Source organism: Prevotella bivia DSM 20514, assembly GCF_000262545.1.
Classification (GTDB): Bacteria; Bacteroidota; Bacteroidia; order Bacteroidales; family Bacteroidaceae; genus Prevotella; species Prevotella bivia.
In genome coordinates this window covers 213,778-235,236 of the sequence record NZ_JH660659.1, presented here as the reverse complement: position 1 = coordinate 235,236, position 21,459 = coordinate 213,778, and the positions used below count along the sequence as shown (strand labels likewise).

At 37.0% G+C, this 21,459-nt stretch carries 24 protein-coding genes and 1 tRNA gene; 14 read left to right on the top strand and 11 right to left on the bottom strand.

Annotated features, from left to right (window positions below; translation table 11 throughout):
* The first annotated feature begins 619 nt into the window (after positions 1–619).
* Positions 620–997, top strand: a complete 378-nt coding sequence (gene crcB, locus PREBIDRAFT_RS01660) for a fluoride efflux transporter CrcB (protein ID WP_004337755.1) — start codon at positions 620–622, stop codon at positions 995–997.
* Positions 998–1,096: 99 nt separating this feature from the next.
* On the opposite strand, the gene PREBIDRAFT_RS01655 is transcribed toward crcB, so the two are convergent.
* From PREBIDRAFT_RS01655 to PREBIDRAFT_RS01610, 10 genes are all read right to left on the bottom strand, one after another.
* Complete coding sequence (locus PREBIDRAFT_RS01655) at positions 1,097–1,858, bottom strand: SDR family NAD(P)-dependent oxidoreductase (RefSeq protein ID WP_004337757.1); 762 nt, start codon at positions 1,856–1,858, stop codon at positions 1,097–1,099.
* Positions 1,859–1,910: 52 nt separating this feature from the next.
* Entirely contained in the window at positions 1,911–2,792 is an 882-nt protein-coding gene (locus PREBIDRAFT_RS01650) for a DMT family transporter (RefSeq protein ID WP_004339020.1), read from the bottom strand.
* A complete protein-coding gene (locus PREBIDRAFT_RS01645; protein ID WP_004339017.1) occupies positions 2,782–3,729 on the bottom strand; it encodes a DMT family transporter in 948 nt (315 codons plus the stop codon). Before PREBIDRAFT_RS01645 ends, PREBIDRAFT_RS01650 begins: the two co-directional genes overlap by 11 nt.
* Before the next feature lie 314 nt (positions 3,730–4,043).
* Positions 4,044–4,745 (bottom strand): RluA family pseudouridine synthase, encoded by a 702-nt coding sequence (locus tag PREBIDRAFT_RS01640; protein ID WP_004337763.1) that lies wholly within the window; start codon positions 4,743–4,745, stop codon positions 4,044–4,046.
* Positions 4,746–4,876: 131 nt separating this feature from the next.
* Positions 4,877–5,629 carry a 3-oxoacyl-[acyl-carrier-protein] reductase gene (gene fabG / locus PREBIDRAFT_RS01635; RefSeq protein WP_004337764.1) on the bottom strand — a complete coding sequence of 251 codons (753 nt, stop codon included), beginning with the start codon at positions 5,627–5,629 and terminating at the stop codon, positions 4,877–4,879.
* 15 nt (positions 5,630–5,644) lie between these two features.
* Positions 5,645–6,265 carry a TetR/AcrR family transcriptional regulator gene (locus PREBIDRAFT_RS01630; protein WP_004337765.1) on the bottom strand — a complete coding sequence of 207 codons (621 nt, stop codon included), beginning with the start codon at positions 6,263–6,265 and terminating at the stop codon, positions 5,645–5,647.
* Between the two features lie 167 nt (positions 6,266–6,432).
* Positions 6,433–7,551, bottom strand: a complete 1,119-nt coding sequence (locus tag PREBIDRAFT_RS01625; protein ID WP_004337766.1) for a glycerate kinase — start codon at positions 7,549–7,551, stop codon at positions 6,433–6,435.
* 45 nt (positions 7,552–7,596) lie between these two features.
* Positions 7,597–8,370: an MBL fold metallo-hydrolase gene (locus PREBIDRAFT_RS01620; RefSeq protein WP_004337767.1), complete on the bottom strand. Its 774-nt coding sequence runs from the start codon at positions 8,368–8,370 to the stop codon at positions 7,597–7,599.
* A 33-nt stretch (positions 8,371–8,403) separates the two neighbouring features.
* Positions 8,404–9,408: a UDP-N-acetylmuramate dehydrogenase gene (gene murB, locus PREBIDRAFT_RS01615; protein ID WP_036875422.1), complete on the bottom strand. Its 1,005-nt coding sequence runs from the start codon at positions 9,406–9,408 to the stop codon at positions 8,404–8,406.
* Positions 9,409–9,441: 33 nt separating this feature from the next.
* Complete coding sequence (locus tag PREBIDRAFT_RS01610) at positions 9,442–10,293, bottom strand: DUF4348 domain-containing protein (protein WP_004337769.1); 852 nt, start codon at positions 10,291–10,293, stop codon at positions 9,442–9,444.
* A gap of 317 nt (positions 10,294–10,610) precedes the next feature.
* Here PREBIDRAFT_RS01610 and aspS point away from each other — a divergent pair, with 317 nt between their 5' ends.
* From aspS to PREBIDRAFT_RS01590, 4 genes are all read left to right on the top strand, one after another.
* Positions 10,611–12,368 carry an aspartate--tRNA ligase gene (gene aspS / locus PREBIDRAFT_RS01605; RefSeq protein ID WP_004337770.1) on the top strand — a complete coding sequence of 586 codons (1,758 nt, stop codon included), beginning with the start codon at positions 10,611–10,613 and terminating at the stop codon, positions 12,366–12,368.
* 155 nt (positions 12,369–12,523) lie between these two features.
* Positions 12,524–12,796 (top strand): winged helix-turn-helix domain-containing protein, encoded by a 273-nt coding sequence (locus PREBIDRAFT_RS01600; RefSeq protein WP_004337771.1) that lies wholly within the window; start codon positions 12,524–12,526, stop codon positions 12,794–12,796.
* A gap of 66 nt (positions 12,797–12,862) precedes the next feature.
* Positions 12,863–13,186, top strand: coding sequence for a hypothetical protein (locus tag PREBIDRAFT_RS01595; protein WP_004337772.1), 324 nt, complete (start codon positions 12,863–12,865; stop codon positions 13,184–13,186).
* A 132-nt stretch (positions 13,187–13,318) separates the two neighbouring features.
* Positions 13,319–14,386 carry a mannose-1-phosphate guanylyltransferase gene (locus PREBIDRAFT_RS01590; protein ID WP_004337773.1) on the top strand — a complete coding sequence of 356 codons (1,068 nt, stop codon included), beginning with the start codon at positions 13,319–13,321 and terminating at the stop codon, positions 14,384–14,386.
* Positions 14,387–14,659: 273 nt separating this feature from the next.
* Here PREBIDRAFT_RS01590 and cmk read toward each other — a convergent pair whose 3' ends face one another.
* Positions 14,660–15,349, bottom strand: coding sequence for a (d)CMP kinase (gene cmk / locus PREBIDRAFT_RS01585; RefSeq protein WP_004337774.1), 690 nt, complete (start codon positions 15,347–15,349; stop codon positions 14,660–14,662).
* Positions 15,350–15,589: 240 nt separating this feature from the next.
* On the opposite strand from cmk, the gene PREBIDRAFT_RS01580 reads away from it, so the two are divergent.
* From PREBIDRAFT_RS01580 to PREBIDRAFT_RS01540, 9 genes are all read left to right on the top strand, one after another.
* Positions 15,590–16,384, top strand: coding sequence for an energy transducer TonB (locus PREBIDRAFT_RS01580; protein ID WP_004337775.1), 795 nt, complete (start codon positions 15,590–15,592; stop codon positions 16,382–16,384).
* Between the two features lie 65 nt (positions 16,385–16,449).
* Entirely contained in the window at positions 16,450–17,424 is a 975-nt protein-coding gene (locus PREBIDRAFT_RS01575; RefSeq protein ID WP_004337777.1) for a polyprenyl synthetase family protein, read from the top strand.
* 16 nt (positions 17,425–17,440) lie between these two features.
* Positions 17,441–18,247 (top strand): TatD family hydrolase, encoded by an 807-nt coding sequence (locus PREBIDRAFT_RS01570; protein WP_004337778.1) that lies wholly within the window; start codon positions 17,441–17,443, stop codon positions 18,245–18,247.
* 31 nt (positions 18,248–18,278) lie between these two features.
* A tRNA-Ser gene (locus PREBIDRAFT_RS01565) sits at positions 18,279–18,366 on the top strand.
* Positions 18,367–18,388: 22 nt separating this feature from the next.
* Positions 18,389–19,234 carry a MotA/TolQ/ExbB proton channel family protein gene (locus PREBIDRAFT_RS01560; protein ID WP_004337779.1) on the top strand — a complete coding sequence of 282 codons (846 nt, stop codon included), beginning with the start codon at positions 18,389–18,391 and terminating at the stop codon, positions 19,232–19,234.
* Positions 19,235–19,240: 6 nt separating this feature from the next.
* Complete coding sequence (locus PREBIDRAFT_RS01555; RefSeq protein ID WP_004337780.1) at positions 19,241–19,756, top strand: hypothetical protein; 516 nt, start codon at positions 19,241–19,243, stop codon at positions 19,754–19,756.
* Complete coding sequence (locus PREBIDRAFT_RS01550; protein ID WP_004337781.1) at positions 19,756–20,295, top strand: ExbD/TolR family protein; 540 nt, start codon at positions 19,756–19,758, stop codon at positions 20,293–20,295. The genes PREBIDRAFT_RS01555 and PREBIDRAFT_RS01550 overlap by 1 nt, the downstream gene beginning before the upstream one ends.
* A 2-nt stretch (positions 20,296–20,297) precedes the next feature.
* Positions 20,298–20,762 carry an ExbD/TolR family protein gene (locus PREBIDRAFT_RS01545; RefSeq protein ID WP_004337782.1) on the top strand — a complete coding sequence of 155 codons (465 nt, stop codon included), beginning with the start codon at positions 20,298–20,300 and terminating at the stop codon, positions 20,760–20,762.
* Between the two features lie 101 nt (positions 20,763–20,863).
* A complete protein-coding gene (locus tag PREBIDRAFT_RS01540; RefSeq protein WP_004337783.1) occupies positions 20,864–21,385 on the top strand; it encodes an Lrp/AsnC family transcriptional regulator in 522 nt (173 codons plus the stop codon).
* The last annotated feature ends 74 nt before the right edge of the window (positions 21,386–21,459 follow it).

The following is a 21,459-nucleotide window of genomic DNA, read 5'->3' as shown; positions in this document are numbered from 1 at the left end:
ATATTTTGAAGTAGATAGACTATTTTTTATACCTCATTCTGCACTTTTCCTATATGCTTTAGCACAAAGAATGATAGTCAATCTTAATATATAATTGTTGCATAACAAACATTTCTCTCTTTAAATAGAAATGTTGTAGGGCGCATTATGAGAAATATTAAAGTTGTAAACAAAATGCTTGATTTCTTGTTATTTTGCTTGATTTATGTCAATAAATAAGCGTTTTGATAAAAAATATTATTCAAACGCTTGCGAGGTATTATAAAAGATCGTACCTTTGCATTGCAATTAAGAAATAAGCCAAATCAATTGGCACTAGAAAATATTCTAATAGATATTAGTTCTAGGTAATCAAGATTGCTCAGGATTATAGAAAAATTGTTTAGGTTAGTAATAGATTTAGGTTTTTAGTTATATTTTAGGTAAAGATTGTAGAAAATTGACGTCGCGAGACGGATGTTTTTCGGAGATAACGGTAGAGCGGTTGCTCAGCCGTTTTTTCTTTTATAGGGGGGATGATCCCTTTTTTTTATGCCTAAATATTTTCTTATACTATAAGAATAGGATTTTATTCCTATATAGATAGCATTTTATTGTAGAACAAAAAATAAAATATAAGATGATAAAAGATTTTTTTATAGTAGGAATGGGTAGTTTCTTTGGTGGCGGTTTGCGTTATCTTATTTCGCAACTGCTAAAACTCTCTGTGTTTGGAGCTTTTCCGTTGGGAACTTTTGCTGTAAATGTTTTAGGGTGTTTTCTTATCGGTGTGTTCTCTACACTTCCAGAAAATCATAGTATTAATCCTTCTACACGACTTCTTCTTACAACAGGTCTTTGTGGTGGATTTACAACTTTTTCTACCTTTATGAATGAGAATGTTTCACTTATAAAGAATGATAACTTCACAATGTCGCTGCTCTATGTGTTTGCTAGCCTTGCTTTAGGCTTTATTGCTGTATTGGCAGGTAGACAATTGGTATTTGCTTTTAGATAAAGGTGAAAGCAAACGAGGATATAAAACTCGGTACAGTAGTTGCTTATTGAATATTGAAATGCGAGTTCGATGATAATGCTATCACCGAACTCGCGTTTTTTATTGATTGTTACGTGCTACAACATAACTATTTGCTTGGTGTGTAGCAGTTACAAGCACTTCTGCTATTTGTACATGTTCAGGGACGTTTGCTGCATAGAATACAACATCGGCAATATCATCTCCAGACAGAGGAGTAATGCCTTTATAAACATTACCAGCCTTCGCTTTGTCGCCATGGAAGCGAACATTCGAGAAGTTGGTTTCTACTAAGCCAGGTTTAACATCTGTTACACGTATCTTAGTATCGGCAACATCAATGCGTAAACCATCGCTTAATATTTTAACAGCAGCTTTTGTTGCACAGTAAACACTTCCTCCAGCGTAAGCACCATCGCCAGCTAATGAGCCTATGTTAATGACATGTCCCTTGTTACGACGTACCATACCCGGTACTATTAGTTTCGTCATGAAGAATAAGCCCTTGATATTTGTGTCCACCATTGTTTCCATTTCCTCAATGCTTAACTCGTATTCTTTGTCCAAGCTAAGTGCCAAACCTGCATTGTTTACTAGTACATCAATGTCTTTCCATTCTTCAGGCATACTGTTAATAGCCTTTTCTGCAGCAATATGGTCGCGAACATCAAACTCTAAGCCAAGTACTTCCACACCATCTTCCATTAATTTTTTACCAAGATCGGTCAGCTTATTGCGATTTCTTCCAGCAATAATTACTCTATAACCTTCTTTTGCAAAGCGCCTGACACATGCTTCACCAATGCCACTAGTGGCTCCTGTTACTAAAACTGTCTTTGTCATATTTTATTCTTTTATTGTTTAGTTGTTTTATTTTTTACCTAAATCACGATTGTTATATTCCCTTAGCCTTATTGGCAATGCTTACTCCAAGCAAGATAAAGGCAGAACCCAAGAACGACATGATCGTTATAGGTTCATCTAGGAAGATGGCACTCGTTACGAAGGTAGATACTGGGTTTAAATAAATCAGGTTGGAAGCCTTCATAGCTCCTATCTTTGCAATTACCCATGCCCAAAGCAAAAAGCATACAAATGAGGCTATAACACCTAAAAATACGAGATTAATCCATATTTTAGGTTCACAGAGCATACTCCATGATGTTGTCCATGGTTCAAAAAGATATATGGGAAGTACGGTTACAAGACCGTAGAAGAATACTTTACGAGTGATAAATATGGCGGAATATTGATTGGATATTTTCTTCATTAGTAATGAATAAATAGCCCATGCAAAGGAGGCTACAAGGGCTAAAAAGTCGCCTAAAGGATTAAGATGTAATACGAAGTGTCCATTAAAAATGACTAATCCCACGCCTATCACAGCAACTAGTGAACCTAATATCAATTTCCAGCTTGCTTTTATGCTCTTTACGAAAGCTAAGCCTAAAATCACCGTAACAAGTGGAGCCGTGCATACTAAGAAGCTAACATTTGTTACGAGCGATAAACCTACAGCATAGTTCTCGGCTAAGAAGTAGAGCGATCCTCCTGTAATGCCTAGCCAAACCATATTCAACTCATCGCGCCACGAGTTTGCCCATAGTGTTCTTGGTGATATTGTCCATATACAAAGATAAGCTATAACGAAGCGAATAATAAATATGTCAAGTGGATGAAGTCCCGCATTGTATAACACTTTGGTGTTCACAAAGGTAGCACCCCAAAGAAATACAATAGAAATAGCTAGGATATACAACCAAATCTTATGTTTCATTTCGTTTTGTATGTCGTTTATGGAAGATGAGACTACTTAGTTTATAATACGACAAAAACTTGTTGCCATGAATGATTAAACTGCTTACAGCGGCAATGATAAGCACGATGCCTATGCTTATGGATAGCGTAAGAGGTTCACCCAGTAGGAATATACCTATTATTATTGCTGTTAGCGGTTCGAAAGCACCCAAAATAGCTACGTTAGCCGAAGATGTAAAGCGCATAGCTTTGACCAACGCCAAGTTGCTGATGGTGGTAGGGATAAGCCCTAGTAAGATAAGTGATAGGCAAGCTTCCCAATTATCTAATCTTTGAATACCCCCTGTTGTAATGCCCGAATAAATAAGCAGATAGAGCATAGCTGCAATGAATATATAAAAATTTACTTTTAGTGCAGGTACTCGGCAAATTTTCATACGAGGAAAAATTACCATATAAACAGCATAGCATAATCCTGAACCCAGCTCAAAAAGTACACCCTGTATGGGGTAAGCTCCTGTAGAGTTGGCTATTCCTCCTAAAAAAGCTACTCCCAAAACTGCAAAAATGATAGCAAAGCTAATGCGTAAGGTGAGTTTCTCATGCACAAAAATGATAAGCAAAAGTTCTGTCCATACGGGGTAAGAAAAGAGCAAAGTTGTTGCTACACCACTTGGCATATAGTTGTATCCCTCAAACAAGCAGATGGAAGAGGCGGTGTATAGTAGGGAGCAGAAAGCTATTTCTAGTGCTTCTTTTTTATCAATGCGCATATTCTTCTTTAGCAATAGCAATACTGCAAGCATAAAGATGCAACCAAAAGCATATCTATATATTAAAACAGAGGGTAAGGCAAATCCTGCCTTCATGAGCGGAACAGAAAACAAGGGGATTGTTCCAAACGTGGAGGCTGATAATATTGCGTATAGATTTCCTTTTAAAGTTTCACTTTTCATATTTGCAAATGTACTTATAAAATATCGTCTATCCACATTTTTAAGATTGTTTTCTTTAGAGCAAAATCAATTTCAAGCAAAAGTAAGAGGTAAGCTTCTTAGTGATAAGGTGTTACCTCTTTTTATGTAAAAGTTCATCTCTTATGATGAAATAGATGAACTTTTGAACTCAAAAATAATTTATTTTTCTATAAATTTTAGCTTATTTTAAAATCAAAAATAAATTAAAAATCAAAGTAAAAGATGCTCATTTATTAGTTGATAGGTAACCTTTTACTATAAGACAGATAATCCTTTGCTATTTAATAGATGCTTTAATCTGTAATTGTTACTCCTTCGGCTTCATTCTTTGGGTTGATGGCTTGCCAAAGATTGTCCATAGGTAGGGGAGAAACTACTTTTATTTTCTTTTTAGAAACAGGATGAACAAATTCCACTTTATGACTTAACAGACAGATACTTCCATCGGGATTGGAGCGTGCAGCACCATATTTCAAATCACCTTTAATGGGGCATCCTATGTTTGCAAGTTGGCACCGAATTTGGTGATGGCGACCCGTCATAAGGTTAACCTCTAATAACGTATATCTTTCTGTGCTACTAATGGTCTTGTAGTGCAATATCGATTTTTTTGCCATTGGTGCTGGCATATTGTAAGCATAACTCTTGTTTTGCTGTGTGTTGCGTACTAACCAATCGGTCAGCGTGTTCTCTGATTCTATTGGTGGCTGTTGTACAATAGCCCAATAAGTTTTATGAATATCGCCATTACGAAACATCTCGTTAAGGCGTGTAAGTGCTTTTGATGTGCGTGCGAAGATAACTAGTCCTGCTACGGGGCGATCAAGGCGATGTACCACACCAAGAAAAACATTGCCTGGTTTCTGATATTTCTCCTTAATCCACCGTTTTACCATTTCTGATAGTGGCTCATCTCCACTTTTATCCCCTTGTACAATCTCACCTGCTTCTTTATATACGATGATGAGATGGTTATCTTCGTAAACAACGTTCATAGCTTTTTAATTATTAGATCCTCAATGTGTGTTTGCTGAAGTGATGACCACTTCAAAATGAAAAAAGGCGGTTATTAGGGAAGAATTTATTTTTAAAGTACCCTAAAACCACCTTATGTGATAGTTATAAATTACATATTCATACCGCCATCAACCTGCAATACCTGTCCAGAAACATAACTAGATAGGTCAGAAGCTAGGTAAACAGCAGTGTTAGCTATATCGTCTACAGTACCGCCACGGCGCAATGGAATCTTAGAAGCCCATTCTTTGCGCACTTCATCAGGCAATGCTTGAGTCATAGCAGTGTCGATAAAGCCGGGAGCAATAGCATTTGCACGGATACCCTTAGGTCCCATTTCCTGAGCTACGCTCTTAGCAAGGGCAATCAAGCCAGCTTTTGAAGCTGCATAGTTGGCTTGTCCAGCATTACCGTGAACACCTACTACACTTGCCATATTAATGATAGAACCACCACGTTGACGCATCATTACTGGTACGCAAGCATGGATAAAGTTGAATGCACTCTTTAAGTTTACAGCGATAACTGCGTCCCACTGTTGTTCTGTCATACGAAGCATCAAACCGTCTTTGGTAATACCTGCGTTGTTAACAAGAATATCTACAGAACCGAACTCTTCCTTTACTTTAGCCACAACTTCAGCACTTTCATCAAAGTTAGCTGCATTGCTAGCATAGCCTTTTGCTTTAACACCTAGTGCTTGAATTTCTCTCTCGGTTTCAAGACCACCGTGTTCTTCATCGATAAATAGGTCGGTGAATGCTACGTTTGCACCTTCTTGTGCATATTTTAATGCAATAGCTTTACCAATACCACGTGCAGCACCTGTAATAAGGGCTGTTTTTCCTGTTAATAATCCCATTTTCTGTTTGTTATTTTATTTGTTTATTATTAATGATCCTTTTTTTTTCATACCTGCTTTGCCTAGCGCACCATATACTACTTTTGCAACAACAGGCTTACTAGTTTCCTCTGTTAACCCATGTCCTATTCGTCCATAAATAAATGGAACTTCAAGTCCTTTAATGCAGTAGTGGGTAATTTCTGCAACTAGCTCCACATTATCTATATCAAACTCGTCATCATTTTTAGCCTCTGTATAAACTTTTTTGAAGAGTTCTATTTCGTCTTCATCAAACTTTTTACGCACTCGCTCCACCATCCAAATATTTCGGAAAAACTCTGCACGTAAGTTACCGTTACGAATTACAGTTTCCTTAATCATAGAAAGGTGGGTATAAATAAGCTCAATGATTTTGTCTTGTGGGCTACTATGCTTAGCGGCTACCTCGTCAAGTTTGTCAGATAGTCGTTCTAGTTCGGCTTCTATCACAGCATAATATACATCGTCTTTACTCTTAAAATAGGTGTAAAGTGTGCGTCGTCCTTTACCAGAAGCCTTGGCTATGTCGTTCATAGTGGTGTTAGCAATGCCATTCTTAGCAAATAATTGGCGTGCTACATCCACTAAGGTTTGTCTTGTTTTTGATATAGACATTGTCCTTTATATCCTAAAATTATTCTTTGCACAATAAGTTTGTGATGTGCAAATATAAAAAATATATGTGTAAATGACAAGTATAGTGTATGAAACTTATCATAAATAACAATAAAAAAGATCCTAAACAGTAATTGTGTAATTATTGTTTAGGATCTTTTTGCGAGTTATTGGCTGTATTTATCTAGTATCAGTACCACAGTGTTGTATAAGTTTTCTGCAGCCACAGAGGTTTTCATTAGCTCTGTAATAGGTACGTTTGGATTGTAAAGCGCATTGATACTTTGTACATCTTTAAATCCTGCTGTAAGCAATTTGTCTTTGTTTTCTACGCATCCAGCTAACGCTATGACAGGTTTTTGGATATGCTTTGCCATCTGAAGAACTGCAAAAGGCAGTTTGCCACAAAGCGTTTGTTCGTCTATCTTTCCCTCACCCGTGAAAATTAGGTCGGCATCTTGTATATGATGGGCTAGTTGAGCCGTTTCGAGAACGATCTCTGCACCATTTTTTAGGTTTGCATTGAGTGATAGAAGCGCATATCCTAATCCTCCAGCAGCACCAGCTCCGCTTGTGTTAGGATTAGTTGTGCATAATGTGGCAAAGTGGCGTAGTCCATTGTCTAGTTCTATAATTTCGGTGCTGTTTGCTCCTTTTTGCTTTGCATATATATGGGCAGCGCCATTTGGTCCGTATAAGGGATTGGTTACATCACAAATTACATCTATAGTAATTGTTTTTAAGTTGATTATCTTACTCAAGTCAACCGAGCTAATAAGCTTGAGATTTTTCCCAATAGGGGTTACCTCACGCTTGTGATTATCATAGAACTTTACTCCCAAAGCGGCTAACATTCCTATACCAGCATCATTAGTGGCACTGCCACCTATGCCTAAAAGAATGTGTTTACAGCCTTTGGATATAGCATCTTTTAGCATTTCTCCAACACCAAACGTGGTAGTAAGCATAGGGTTGCGTTCTTCAGAGGATAGGAGGGTTAGCCCAGCAGCAGATGCCATGTCCATAATAGCAGTAGTGCCATTGCTGCTAATAGCATATTTCGTGGTGATAGGGCGCATAAGTGCATCGTGAGCATTACATATTTGCCATGAAGCATTTAGATAATGTGCCAAAGCTTCAGTAGTGCCTTCACCACCATCGGCAAGAGGTAGTTCTGTGATTGTGGCATTAGGAAGAGTTGTTCTTACAGCCTTTCCCACAATCGTAACAATATCTTGGGCTGATAACGATCCTTTAAAAGAATCGAATGCAGCAACGATTTTCATAGCGGTGTATACTTAATGAGGGTGAAAGAAAAACTTGTAATATAGTTATAAATGTAGTATTTGCCCATCGTATGCAAAGTGTACATTCTCAGGCAAACGCTTTTGTGATTCGGCATGAAGCCCTGCACGATCAGTCATGTGGATAAGGTAGGTTTGTTCGGCTTTAATCTGCTTACTAAAGGTAATGGCTTCTGGGATAAGTTGGTGAGAATGATGAGGACGATCCCAACGTAAACCATTTATAATAAGAGTTTTTATTCCTTTAAGTGAAAGTAATTCTTTATCTTCAATAGACTTCATATCGGTGATGTAAGCTAATGATCCTATGCGATAACCTAAGATGGGGAGTTTACCGTGGATAACCTCAAAGGGTTCCACTTCAAAATCGCCTATATGCAGTTTTTGATGAGGTTCGACACTATGTAGATTGAGTTTTGGTACACCGGGATAAAGATGGTCTGTAAAGCAGTAAGGGATATTGTGATGGAGTCCCTCGCAGGTGTGTTTATTGGCATAAACATCAATATCGCCTAGGGCGCAAAAGGCACGTAGGTCATCAATACCACCTACATGATCATAATGAATATGCGTGAGTAGCACACCATCTATCTTTCGGAAAGGTTGTGGGAGTATCTGTTGGCGGAAGTCGGGGCCACAGTCGATGAGCAATCGTGTGTTTTCTGTCTCTATCAGTGCTGATGATCTGAGGCGTTTGTCATGAGGGTCGGTACTTGTACAGACCTCACACTTACAGCCAATAAAGGGTACTCCATTTGAAGTTCCTGTGCCTAGAAATGTAACCTTAATATTGTTTTTCATCAGTTCTCCTTTCTTTCTATAAGATGAATTGTATTACTTGATATTAACTTCTGGATAAATATTAATATCAAATTTCTGCTTTACATCGTGTTGAATAGTTTGGTATAATTTTACAATTTCAGATCCTGTAGCTCCGCCAAGATTAACGAGTACGAGGGCTTGCTTATCATAAACCCCTGCTTTTCCTAAATTCTTTCCTTTCCATCCACATTGATCAATCAACCAACCTGCTGGGATCTTCTCATGAGTATCATCTATCGTATAATGTGGAAGATCGCCAAACTGCTCAACAAGGGTAAGGTATTTTTCTGTAGAAACTATAGGATTCATAAAGAAGCTACCAGCATTACCAACTATTTTAGTATCAGGAAGTTTAGCGTTTCGTATTTCAGTAATAGTTTGGCGAAGCTCATGTACAGATGGGGTGGTGATATTCTTGTCGGCTAAAGCGCGTCGGATGTTGCCATAGTCGAGCTTAGGTTCGTAAGTTTTGCTAAGCTTATAAGTAACCGAGGTTACTAAAAACTTATCACGCCATTCATTCTTGAACTTGCTTTGACGATAGCTATAGGCACACTCTGCATTGGTAAAAGTTTTCACTTCACCAGTAGCAATCTCTACAACTTCTACCGTATCAATGAGATCTTTTGCTTCTGCACCGTATGCTCCAATATTTTGAACAGCACTAGCACCCACTTCACCTGGGATAATCGACAAGTTTTCTGCACCATAGAGCTGGTGATTACAGCAGAAATCTACAAAGTCGTCCCACCCAAAGCCTGACCCACACTGCACGTGTTCATCATCAAGTTGTTTGAGAAACTTAATACCAGAGTGGATTACCGTGCCTTTATAGTCCTTTGTAAGCAGTAAGTTGCTACCACCACCAAGGATGAGGATAGGTTCATCGGCTGGTGTGAGTAATCGTACTAGAGCTTGCGCTTCTTCGATGGAGTTATACTCCACAAACCTTTGACATTGCACATCAATGCCAAAGGTGTTATGCTTCTGTAAATTATAGTTGGCGTAATCTTTCATTGGTAATGTGAGGTGAAACACTTATAATTGTTTTTAGAAAGCAACTATCTTTACTAATTGCCACTTCTTTCCATTATTTTGGAAAATAAGTTCAGTCTCTAACCCATTGGCAAGCCCACGAAAAGTAAGTATCTTTTCTTTTCCTGGCTTATACTTTTGTCCATAGAGAATGTTAAAAATAACATTGTTAGGAATTTCTGGCAGGAATGTACTCCATTCCTCTGCAGGAATTGTTGTGTTGATAATGTTTGTTTCTTCACCATTAGGATCAGATCCTTTATATGGTAAAGGGTTCTTTACCATACCCTCCCCGTTCTTCTTAAAAAACACTTTTACGAAGTTTAGAAAATCAGCATTGTAGCTTTCTTTAAAGTTTAGTTCGCGAATTTGGCTCATCATCCATTTTCCTTCTTGATGATCGAACCAATATTGTTTTACAGTATTCTCTTTTAAGAAAATCTTTTCTACAACAACAGAGTCAATATCTGTTGAGTGGGCATATTTAGCTTGTTCTTCATTATCGAAAATTAGGGTATAATATCCTTGTGGACGGAAGAAACGGTCAAAGCTCCATTTGCTACGAGGGAGATTGCTAATTTTACCAAACTTGTTCTGATATAAAGGGAATTTTATACGTGCGCGTTGGAGCTTGTTATTAGCGATGAAGTTGAAAAAGAAGTCGTCAAATAGCTGATCGGCTGTTTTAGGCATCGGCGTTTCTGCAATAACTTTTGAAGCAGAGTCTTCCTCCTCGGTAGAATTTAAGATTGTTGAGTCGGTTTGTGAACTGTCATTAGTCGTTTCTGTTTTCTTACTAGTACAACCTGTTGTAAAACAAATCATTGTGGCAAAGAGTGTTACAACGACGAGAGTTAATTTTTTCATATCTTTTCTTTTATATCTCCAAATATTGATGAGTCGTGGAAAAGCAACGCTTAATCCAATTGCTTATGATAAAGACAAGGCTCAATATGAAATAATGAAGCCTTATTGTGAAATTATCAAGCGTACAAATTTACTTATTTAAGCACAAATAAACAAAGAATAATCAAAGTAATAAGTTAAGATAAAACATAAAGTGTAAATCGCCACAGTATACATAATGTAAGTAATATGGTAGATCTTGCTAGGTAATTTTCTTCATTTTCATATAAACTTATTAACTTTGCAAGAAAGAATAACAAATAAAACATATATAGATTATGTATCGTACAAAAACTTGTGGTGAGCTTCGTCTTGCCGATACAGGTAAAGAAGTAACGCTTTCTGGATGGGTTCAGCGTTCAAGAAAGATGGGCGGTATGACCTTCGTTGATTTACGTGATCGCTATGGTATCACACAATTAGTATTTAACGAGGCAGAGGATGCTGCTCTTTGCGGTGAGGCTAATAAGCTTGGTCGTGAATTTTGTATTCAAGCAAAGGGTATTGTAAATGAACGTCAGAGTAAAAATGACAAAATTGAAACAGGTGATGTTGAGATTATTGTAAAAGAACTTAATGTTTTAAGTCCTGCATTAACACCTCCTTTTACTATTGAAGATAACACAGATGGTGGCGATGAGCTTCGTATGAAGTATCGTTATTTGGATCTTCGCCGTGCTACTGTTCGTAAGAATATGGAATTGCGCCACAAGATGACGATTATGATTCGTAATTTCTTGGACGCTCAAAATTTTATGGAAGTAGAGACACCGATCCTTATTGGCTCTACACCAGAGGGTGCACGCGACTTTATTGTGCCTTCTCGTATGAACCCTGGTCAGTTCTATGCTTTGCCACAGAGTCCACAAACTTTGAAGCAGCTATTAATGATAGCAGGTTTTGATCGTTACTTCCAAATAGCTAAATGTTTCCGCGATGAAGACTTGCGAGCAGATCGTCAGCCTGAATTTACGCAGGTTGACTGTGAGATGTCGTTCGTAGATCAGGACGATGTTATCAATATGTTTGAGGAAATGTGTCGCGTTTTGTTCCGTGAAATTCGTGGTGTAGAGCTTCCAAAACTAGAGCAGATGCCTTGGCAAGAGGCAATGAAGCGTTTCGGATCTGACAAACCAGACTTGCGTTTCGGTATGGAATTTGTTGAATTGATGGACGATTTAAAAGGAACAGGTGAGTTCTCCGTATTCAATGAAGCAAATTATATAGGTGGTATTGTTGTTCCTAATTGTGCAGAATATAGTCGAAAGCAATTAAATGAGCTTACTGACTTTGTTAAACGACCACAGGTGGGGGCTCACGGACTTGTATTTATTAAGTATGGTGCTGATGGATCGGTGAAAAGTTCTATAGATAAGTTCTATTCCCCAGAGCAGCTTCAAAAGGTGAAAGAAACAACAGGTGCTAAGGATGGAGATCTTGTTTTAATTTTGTCTGGTGAAAAACCTAATAAAGTTCGTACTCAACTTTGTAGTTTACGCCTTGAAATGGGCGATCGCCTAGGTTTGCGCGATAAGAATGTGTTTAAGTGCTTATGGATCGTTGATTTCCCATTGTTCGAATGGAGTGATGAAGAACAGCGCCTTATGGCTACTCACCATCCATTTACTATGCCAAACCCTGCTGACCTTTCATTGCTTGATGAACACCCAGATCAAGTACGTGCGTTAGCTTATGATTTTGTGTGCAATGGTATAGAAGTGGGTGGAGGATCTATCCGTATTCATGATACTAAGCTACAAGAGCGTATGTTCAAAGAGTTAGGCTTTACTAAAGAACGTGCAGAAGAACAGTTCGGATTCTTGATGAATGCTTTCAAATATGGTGCACCTCCTCATGCAGGGCTTGCCTTTGGTTTAGATCGTTTTGTTAGTATCATGGCAGGCTTAGATAGTATTCGCGACTGTATTGCTTTTCCAAAAAATAATAGCGGTCGTGATGTAATGCTTGATGCACCATCTGCACTTGACCCAAAACAACTTGATGAACTCCAAATTAAGCTAGACTTAAAAGCTTAGTATTCTTTGATTTATATCAAAAAATAACTTTTTTCATGCTGAACAATATAAGAAGTGTTTATATTTCTTTGAAAATTATTTCACTTTTTCGCATCTAAAGCGTATCTTTGCTCTCAGTATAAGATTGTTATTTTAATAAGGTTTTTCCAAAGAATATGGCAGAAAAGAAAGTTTCAGCAACTTCTAAGGCAGCAGCTAAGAAGTCTACAGCTAAAAAAGCAACAGTAGAAGTAGTTATTAATGCCGAGAGTATAGGCTTTAAAGCAGGTGATGTATACCAAGCTTTGGCTTCAACAGAAAAAGGTCTTAATGTTAAAGAAATAGCTTCTATTGCAAAGATTAGTATTGAAGAGACCTACCTAGGCTTAGGTTGGTTATTCAAAGAAGGAAAGATTATTGGCGATGGTAAGCTAGTTTCGCTAGCTTAATAAGTTAGATTATCTAATTAGGAGGGAGTTCATATAATAAAAGTTGTATGAACTCTCTTTATTTTTATGCTATACGATAAAGAAATAATATATGTATTACTAGAGGCAGGGAGCGAAGGACTTTCGGCAAAGAAGATTTCACGCCATGTTCATAACTCTAGGAACACTTTGTTTAATCCTATCTCCTTTAATGACGTTTATAGAGAGGTGAAAAGTTATCTTAGGACTAATTCGCGTACTGAATTATCTATTATAAAAAAGATAGGGAAAGGGCTTTATTGTATTAATAATAATGTTAACGATTCTCGACAGTTACTTTTTGAATTTAAGGATGCTATCACCTCAGAGAGCAAATCTAATGGAGATGAGCTACTTTTAAAGCTTTTCTAACTATCTTTTTGTAAGTATTCTTTGTGTTGTAATGATTTATAGCCGATAAATTCGTAAATATTTGCTATAAATCTTTTATTTTCTTATATTATTTGTATATTTGCATTTATAATTATAAATATTAATTTAGCTATGAGTCGAACAGACAATCATTTGGTAATAATGGCTGGTGGTGTGGGGAGTAGGTTTTGGCCTATGAGTACATCCGATCATCCCAAACAGTTTATAGATGTTTTGGGTGTAGGAAAATCGTTGCTTCAGCTTACACTTGATCGTTTTAGAGATGTAGTACCTTCAGAAAATGTTTGGGTGGTAACTAATGAAAAGTATGTAAGTATTGTTCGTGAACAGTTGCCGAATATACCATCTAATCATGTTTTGAGCGAGCCTTGTCGCCGTAATACTGCGCCTTGTATAGCCTATGTTAGTTGGAGAATAAAGAAAGAAAATCCTAAGGCAAACATTGTTGTGACTCCTAGCGACCATATTGTTACTAATCCTATTGAGTTTAAACGTGTTATCAATAACTGCTTAAAGTTTACTGCACAGTCGGATGCTATCGTTACTTTAGGTATGAAACCAACGCGACCTGAAACTGGCTATGGTTATATAAAGGCTGATCTTAGTTCGTTTTCAGCTCGTAACAAAGAGGTGTTCCGAGTGGATCAGTTTAAAGAAAAACCAAATCTTGAAACAGCAGAGAAGTATATTAAGCAAAACAATTTCTTTTGGAATGCTGGTATCTTTATTTGGAGTGCCTCTACCATTATCAATGCTTTTCGTATCTATCAACCAAGTACCGCACGCTTGTTTGAACGTATTATGAATGTTTTAGGTACAGAAGCAGAGCAAGAAACGATCAATGAGGTTTATCCAGAATGTGAAAATATTTCTGTTGACTATGCCATTATGGAAAAAGCTGAAGAGATATTTGTACACCCAGCAGACTTTGGTTGGAGTGATTTAGGAACATGGGGATCACTGCTTGCACAAACGCCTCACGATCTTTATGGTAACACACTAGTTGGTTCTAATATACAAGTTTTTGATACTAAAAACACCATAGTGCATGCCTCTGATGAGAAAAAGGTGATCGTGCAAGGTTTAGATGGCTATATTGTTGCCGAAAAGAATGATACTTTACTTGTTTGTAAACTTTCAGAAGAGCAGCGTATAAGACAGTTCTCTGGTGAAGACTAGGCAGAAAGAATAAAGAAGCATAGTTTAATAACAGTCTATCTGTTAAATTTTTGGCGTAATGGACATTTGGTAGGCTAAAACTTCTCAAATGTCCATTATGCTACAATTATAATGACTACATGGAAAGAATGCAACAAAGACCTCTATGTTGTGTATCTCACCCGTCTGTTCTTCGATAATCTCACGTTTATCACTGACATAATCTATATACAGCTAATCGCCAGCAAGATATTCTACATATCCTACGCCTCGCGGGGCTGGCACTTATAGCTATTATTTTACTATTTTCTTAACTTGTTCCAATAGCCAAGCTTGTTGTTCTTTAATGGTAAGATAACTATTATCAAGTTCAAGCGCATCGTTGGCACGACGTAGAGGTGAAATTTCTCTATGCGAATCAATATAATCGCGTTCCTCCACATTTTTCAAGATTTCATCGAAGTTTGCAGGTATTCCTTTTGCCTTTAGCTCGTTATAGCGACGCTGAGCACGCACCCTTGATGATGCAGTAACAAAAATTTTTAACTCTGCATTAGGAAATACAACTGTGCCTATATCGCGTCCATCCATAACAATACCTTTTTCTTTTCCCATTGCTTGTTGTTGTACTACGAGGGCTTCACGAACAAATGGTAGGGTAGCAATAGGGCTAACATGGGAGGAAACCTCCATTGTCCGTATGTCTTGCTCTACATTCTCACCATTTAGATATGTGTCAGGACGACCTGTTTGGGTATTGATCTTGAAAGCTATATTGATATTTGGCATTGACATGCGTAAGGCTTCTTCTTGAATGCTCCCATCGGTATTAAAGAAGCCGTTTCTAAGCGCATAAAGTGTAACCGAGCGATACATCGCGCCTGTATCCACGTATATATAACCTATTTCCTTTGCTAAATCTTTCGCCATTGTACTCTTTCCACAAGATGAATAACCGTCAATAGCTATTGTAATCTTTTTCATATTTTTGTTGTTTTATAATTTTAGATCCAACTATCTTTATTAAGAATGATTACAAGAAACATTTTTTTTCTTATAATCAATTTTAAATTCTCCACAAAGTTACATCTTTTTCCGAATATCTTCTTAATTTTGTGGTTTGAAAAACGGTCGTCTGATGACTTTCACTAGTAATGCTAGCAGAATAAAGCCGTTGATCATTTCTCTATAGAACAGGAGATCTCAAAAAAAATATTTTAAACTTTGGAAATAAAGAAATCAAAGCAAGCAGATTTAGAAAATAAGCGATGGGTGGGTTTTATGCTAGGACTTATCATTGCTTTGTCGGCTTTCTTTGTAGCAATGGAATATACCTCTAATGGTGGAAGCGATAATAATGAGGATGCAAAGAAAATAACCTCTGTTCGGCTTCACAGCTTAGATATGCTTCCTGCCATAGATCAGACCAATGTGGCAAAACAAAAGAATGATGAGAAGCCTACAGTGGAAGATATGTTGAACATAAAACGAAGCGATACACCAGTTAAGGTAACACCACATAGTAATGGTAGTATGCTGTCGAATGACAAGGTAACAGCCGCTCCGCAAGTGAGCAATGATATTATACTTTCTAGCAATCCCATCGTGCTTCCTCCTGTTCCAAAGGTAGAGCAAGAGGCAAAGAAGCCAACGACAAAGATGTCGGACGATGATGCTGTAAAAGATATAGAACGTTATGATGATAAAGTTAGCAAACGTATTTTATCAGAGACCCCTACTCCTCCAGGAGGATGGGTAGAGTTTATGAAATGGCTTACCAAGTCGCTACAATACCCTGTTGCATCAAAAGAAGCAGGTGTAGAGGGAATTGTCAATGTTTCGTTTATCATCTCTGAAAATGGTATCGTAAGTGCCATTAAAATAAAAAATAGCAAGGATAAGAATATGGAAGCTGAAGTTCTAAGAGTAGTAAACAGTATGGGAAAATGGAAACCAGGTTTATCGAAAAATAAGCCATGCAAATCAATGGTGGAAATACCTGTAGTCTTTAAATTATAAACTGATCAATTAGGATGAATAGCTAATATTCAAGTAAAACTTTAATTTAAAAATGTAATAAAGTTATGTATAACTCAGAAGAAATACTTGACAAAGTAAATCAATATATAGCGAATTTAGCTTATGAGCGTGAGCCAAAGAGTTTGTATGAACCTATAAAATATGTGCTTTCTTTAGGAGGAAAACGCATTCGCCCCGTGTTAATGCTCTTGGCATATAATCTTTATAAGGATAATCCTGAAGATATTTTGGCACAAGCATGTGGTTTGGAAACATACCATAACTATACCTTACTACACGACGATTTGATGGACAATGCTCCTTTACGCCGAGGGCATCAAACTGTGCATGAAAAATGGAATGCTAATGCAGCTATCCTCTCTGGCGATACTATGCTTGTACTAGCCTTTGAACGTATAGCAAGTGGCGATCCTGCACAATTGAAAGCCTTGCTCAACTTATTTACAGTAACAGCACTAGAGATAGGTGAAGGGCAACAACTCGATATGGAATTTGAACATCGTAATGATGTTACAGAAGCTGAATATATTGAAATGATACGTTTAAAAACAAGTGTACTATTGGCTTGTGCTTTGAAAATGGGTGCAATCTTAGCAGAGGCTTCTGAAGAAGATGCACGCAATTTGTATATCTTTGGCGAGAAGATAGGTTTAGCTTTTCAATTGCAAGACGATTATCTTGATGTATATGGAGATCCTTCCGTATTCGGTAAGCAGATAGGTGGCGATATTATCTCGAACAAGAAGACATATATGTTAATTAATGCCTTTAATAAAGCTACAAAAGAGCAGAGAAACGAGCTAGTTAGCTGGATTAATAAAGAATCATTTAAGGCGGAAGAAAAGGTAAAAGCAGTAACTAGATTATATTCGGAAATAGGCATAGACAAAATGGCATTAGATAAAATAGACTGCTATTTTGAAGAAAGCAAAAAATACCTAACAAAGGTATCTGTGAGTGATGAACGCAAGCAAGAATTGATAAATTTTGTACAAGGATTAATGCGTCGCAAAAAGTAAGCCAAGGAGGGTTATTATGATTATAGATACACATGCCCACCTTGACGTGGAGGATTATAGCGAAGACTTACCTGAAGTAATTGCAAGGGCAAAGGAGACTGGAGTAAAAAAAATCTTCATTCCCTCAATAGATTTAGCCACCGTTGACTCGGTTATTGATATTTGCAATCAGTATCCAGGATATTGCTACCCTATGATAGGGTTGCACCCTGAAGAGGTAAAAGGTGATTATACAGAAGTATTGCGAAAGATGAAACTCCGATTAAATGGGGCAATTGAAGCAAGAAAGCGCGATGAAATGAGAATTATTGCAGTAGGAGAAGTTGGCTTAGATTTCTATTGGTCGCGTGAGTTTGAAAAGGAGCAAATACTTGTTTTCGAAGAGATGATGCAATGGAGTATGGAGAAAGGACTCCCGTTAATGATTCATTGCAGAAAGGCACAAAACGAAATGATACATCAAATGAAACCTTACATGAAAGAGCTACCAGGAGGAGTATTTCATTGTTTTACTGGGAATATTAAGGAAGCAGAAGACTTCTTACAATTCGATAAGTTTAGTCTTGGTGTGGGTGGTGTAGCTACATTTAAATCAAGCCATTTACGTGAAGATTTACCTAAGGCTGTGCCACTCAATCGTCTTGTATTGGAAACCGATAGTCCCTACATGGCACCAGCACCTTTCCGTGGTAATCGCAATGAAAGTGCATACGTAGCAAGGGTTTGGGAAGTCTTAGCCGATGCGTATAAAGTGAGCAAAGAAGAGCTAGCTGACATAACGAATAATAACGTGAAGCGGATATTTCCCTTAGCATTTGTCTAACATGCATTGAATATTAGATGTTTTAATATAAGGAAAGATGCTCGAGTGGTTGAAGAGGCACGCCTGGAAAGCGTGTAAACGCCAAAAGCGTTTCGGGGGTTCGAATCCCCCTCTTTCCGCAAATAAAAATATAGAATTAAGATGAAAAGAAATTTTATTCGCTTTCTTATAGCAGGACTGATTACACTAAGTAATTTTACTGTAGTTTCTGCACAGGTTAGTACACCTTCTAATGGTAAAGCCTCTGTCGCAACAGCGATAGGAGACTCTCTATCTGACGAGGCTTTGGATAATACAGGAGTGGTGGACACTGCTTCTACTACTACAAAAACAACAGCAGCTACACTAAATAGCGGTGGTTATCACCAAAAACTTAAAACAAAGTTCATAGAAGGTAATGCTGGTTTTATGTCGCTTGTAGCCATCGCTCTAGTTTTAGGTTTAGCGTTTTGTATTGAACGCATTATCTATCTTAGTTTATCGGAGATTGATGCTAAAAAGTTTATGGCAAGAATCAGCAATAAGATAGAAGCTGGTGATATAGAAGGGGCAAAAGACTTGAGCAGAAATACAAAAGGACCTGTTGCGTCTATTTGCTATCAAGGCTTGTTACGTATTAACGACTCTATTGAGAATATTGAGCGCAGTGTTACCTCTTACGGTAGTGTGCAAAGTTCTAATTTGGAAAAAGGATGCTCTTGGATAACGTTGTTTATTGCTATGGCTCCTTCGCTAGGTTTCCTAGGTACTGTTATAGGTATGGTAATGGCATTTGATCAAATTCAGCAAGTAGGAGATATTAATCCAACTATTGTTGCTGCAGGAATGAAGGTTGCCCTAATTACAACAATCTTTGGTATTATAGTAGCTTTGGTGTTGATGATTTTTTACAACTATATCTTATCAAAGATAGAGCATATAACAGCGCAAATGGAGGAGTCGGTTATCACTTTGCTAGATGCTATTATGGAATACAAAACAAAGTAAATTATTATGGAAGGTAAAGTGTTGAAAAATAAATCAATAGAAGCTATATCTCAACGAGTACTTTATGCTATTTTAGGAATTACAGTCCTTATCTTTGCTGCTTTCTACTTGATAGGTTATGATACACCATTTGTAAACGATGCATCATTCAATGCACCTTTGTTAACAGATGGTGTACTCTTTTGGATGTATGTATTAGTATTTATCACTATTGCCTTTATGTTTTATTCTCTCTACCAATCAATTAGAACGATAAAAGTTGAGGGGAAAATTATTAATGGGATTCCAGCTAGAAAGATCACCTACATTGTTTTTGCAGGCACATTTGTTTTAATGATCTTAACTTTCTTGTTTGGTTCTACCTCATCTATGCAAATTAATGGCATCGTTTTTTCAGATAAGTTTTGGTTACAAGTAACTGATATGTTTGTAAATACTATTTTACTTATGTTATCATTATCGGTTGTGGTTGTTATCTTTGGTGCAACACGCTATCGTAGATCAAGAAGAATGCAAAAATAATGTTTTTCAAGAAAAAGAAAAGGGAAGTTTCTGGGCTTAATACTTCATCAACAGCTGATATTTCATTTATGCTGTTGATATTCTTTCTCGTTACCACATCAATAGAAACAAACAACGGAATTTACCGTAAGTTACCTCCCATAGATAAGAAGCAGCAAAAAGAAATTCCTACTGTTATAAATACCAATCGTATTATGACGGTGCAGATAAAAAAGGGTAGAGAAATAATGGTAGATGGAAAAGTAACACCTATAAACATTATAAAAATGCGTGTACTTAGTTTTGTAGAGCGTAATGGAACACAGCATTTTATACAAATTCGGACAGAGCGCGATGCCACATACAACGAATATTTCCAAGTGCAGAATGCCATCCTTTCTGCATATAACACCATTCGCGATAAACGAGGATTAGCTCAGTTTGGAAGAGTATATGAATTATGCAGTAGAGAGCAACAAGCTCTACTAGAAGAAGAGGTGCCTGAACGCATATCAGAAGTTTATGTAGTAAACAATATTACAACAAGTCAAGAGAAATAGTTATGGGGATCTATAGACACAATAATCACGAAATTCCAGTACTAAACACTGCGTCATTGCCAGATTTGATTTTCACGATACTATTTTTCTTTATGCTAGTTACACACATAAGAAACGCTAATGTAAAGGTAAAATATCAAGAGCCAGCAGGCAAAGAATTGACAAAAATGGAAAAAAAATCAACGATAAATTACATCTATATTGGTAAGGCTGTTGATGATAAAGGGCATGTTATTAGTAATGAAAACAAAATTCAGCTTAATGATGAACTCGCTTCATTACCTGAAATAAAAAAATACTTCTTACAAGAATATCAATCAATGTCTTCTGCGCAACGTAAAAATATGATAGTGAACATTAAAGCCGATAAAGATGTGGACATGGGAACTATTATTGATTTAAAACAAAGTCTTCGTGAATGCAATGCTTTAAATATATTTTATGCTGCAGATATTGATAAGAAGTAATATTTTGCACCTACTTAAAGTTTTAATTTATTATAAATATCAATATAAATTTGGATAATTAGTTTTTAGTTTATAACTTTGTACAAAAATATTATAAACTTATGGCACATAGAAGCTTAGATCAGCTTGATAAAAAAATTCTTCGTCTCATTGCTGAAGATGCGCGCATTCCATTTTTGGAAGTAGCTCGTGAGTGTAATGTTAGTGGAGCGGCTATTCACCAACGAATACAAAAGCTTACTAATCTTGGTGTAATTCGTGGCTCACAATTTTTAATTGAACCAGAAAAGGTAGGTTATGAAACTTGCGCATTCATTGGTTTGAATTTGAAGAACCCAGAGGCTTTTGAAGATGTTGTTGCTGCATTAGAGAAAATCCCTGAAGTTGTAGAATGTCATTATACAACAGGTGAATATGATTTATTCTTGAAGATTTATGCTTATAACAATAATCATCTTATGACGATTATACATGATAAGCTCCAACCTCTAGGGTTATCACGTAGCGAAAGTACCATTTCATATCATGCTGTTATTGATCGTTCACTCCCAATTGCTGACATTGCTTTCTCTAACAAGTCTGGTATTGACGATGATTACGACGATGACAACGAACAAGAATAAAAATATTTTTCTTGTTTTAAAATAAAAAAGAAGCTCGCTAATAAATCGTGGGCTTCTTTTTTGTTATCTTTGCA

Bases quoted from the DNA above. Each gene is read 5' to 3' on its own strand.
- crcB (WP_004337755.1), top strand. From the start codon at position 620: ATGATAAAAGATTTTTTTATAGTAGGAATGGGTAGTTTCTTTGGTGGC.
- PREBIDRAFT_RS01655 (WP_004337757.1), bottom strand. From the start codon at position 1,858: ATGACAAAGACAGTTTTAGTAACAGGAGCCACTAGTGGCATTGGTGAA.
- PREBIDRAFT_RS01650 (WP_004339020.1), bottom strand. From the start codon at position 2,792: ATGAAACATAAGATTTGGTTGTATATCCTAGCTATTTCTATTGTATTT.
- PREBIDRAFT_RS01645 (WP_004339017.1), bottom strand. From the start codon at position 3,729: ATGAAAAGTGAAACTTTAAAAGGAAATCTATACGCAATATTATCAGCC.
- PREBIDRAFT_RS01640 (WP_004337763.1), bottom strand. From the start codon at position 4,745: ATGAACGTTGTTTACGAAGATAACCATCTCATCATCGTATATAAAGAA.
- fabG (WP_004337764.1), bottom strand. From the start codon at position 5,629: ATGGGATTATTAACAGGAAAAACAGCCCTTATTACAGGTGCTGCACGT.
- PREBIDRAFT_RS01630 (WP_004337765.1), bottom strand. From the start codon at position 6,265: ATGTCTATATCAAAAACAAGACAAACCTTAGTGGATGTAGCACGCCAA.
- PREBIDRAFT_RS01625 (WP_004337766.1), bottom strand. From the start codon at position 7,551: ATGAAAATCGTTGCTGCATTCGATTCTTTTAAAGGATCGTTATCAGCC.
- PREBIDRAFT_RS01620 (WP_004337767.1), bottom strand. From the start codon at position 8,370: ATGAAAAACAATATTAAGGTTACATTTCTAGGCACAGGAACTTCAAAT.
- murB (WP_036875422.1), bottom strand. From the start codon at position 9,408: ATGAAAGATTACGCCAACTATAATTTACAGAAGCATAACACCTTTGGC.
- PREBIDRAFT_RS01610 (WP_004337769.1), bottom strand. From the start codon at position 10,293: ATGAAAAAATTAACTCTCGTCGTTGTAACACTCTTTGCCACAATGATT.
- aspS (WP_004337770.1), top strand. From the start codon at position 10,611: ATGTATCGTACAAAAACTTGTGGTGAGCTTCGTCTTGCCGATACAGGT.
- PREBIDRAFT_RS01600 (WP_004337771.1), top strand. From the start codon at position 12,524: ATGGCAGAAAAGAAAGTTTCAGCAACTTCTAAGGCAGCAGCTAAGAAG.
- PREBIDRAFT_RS01595 (WP_004337772.1), top strand. From the start codon at position 12,863: ATGCTATACGATAAAGAAATAATATATGTATTACTAGAGGCAGGGAGC.
- PREBIDRAFT_RS01590 (WP_004337773.1), top strand. From the start codon at position 13,319: ATGAGTCGAACAGACAATCATTTGGTAATAATGGCTGGTGGTGTGGGG.
- cmk (WP_004337774.1), bottom strand. From the start codon at position 15,349: ATGAAAAAGATTACAATAGCTATTGACGGTTATTCATCTTGTGGAAAG.
- PREBIDRAFT_RS01575 (WP_004337777.1), top strand. From the start codon at position 16,450: ATGTATAACTCAGAAGAAATACTTGACAAAGTAAATCAATATATAGCG.
- PREBIDRAFT_RS01570 (WP_004337778.1), top strand. From the start codon at position 17,441: ATGATTATAGATACACATGCCCACCTTGACGTGGAGGATTATAGCGAA.
- PREBIDRAFT_RS01560 (WP_004337779.1), top strand. From the start codon at position 18,389: ATGAAAAGAAATTTTATTCGCTTTCTTATAGCAGGACTGATTACACTA.
- PREBIDRAFT_RS01555 (WP_004337780.1), top strand. From the start codon at position 19,241: ATGGAAGGTAAAGTGTTGAAAAATAAATCAATAGAAGCTATATCTCAA.
- PREBIDRAFT_RS01550 (WP_004337781.1), top strand. From the start codon at position 19,756: ATGTTTTTCAAGAAAAAGAAAAGGGAAGTTTCTGGGCTTAATACTTCA.
- PREBIDRAFT_RS01545 (WP_004337782.1), top strand. From the start codon at position 20,298: ATGGGGATCTATAGACACAATAATCACGAAATTCCAGTACTAAACACT.
- PREBIDRAFT_RS01540 (WP_004337783.1), top strand. From the start codon at position 20,864: ATGGCACATAGAAGCTTAGATCAGCTTGATAAAAAAATTCTTCGTCTC.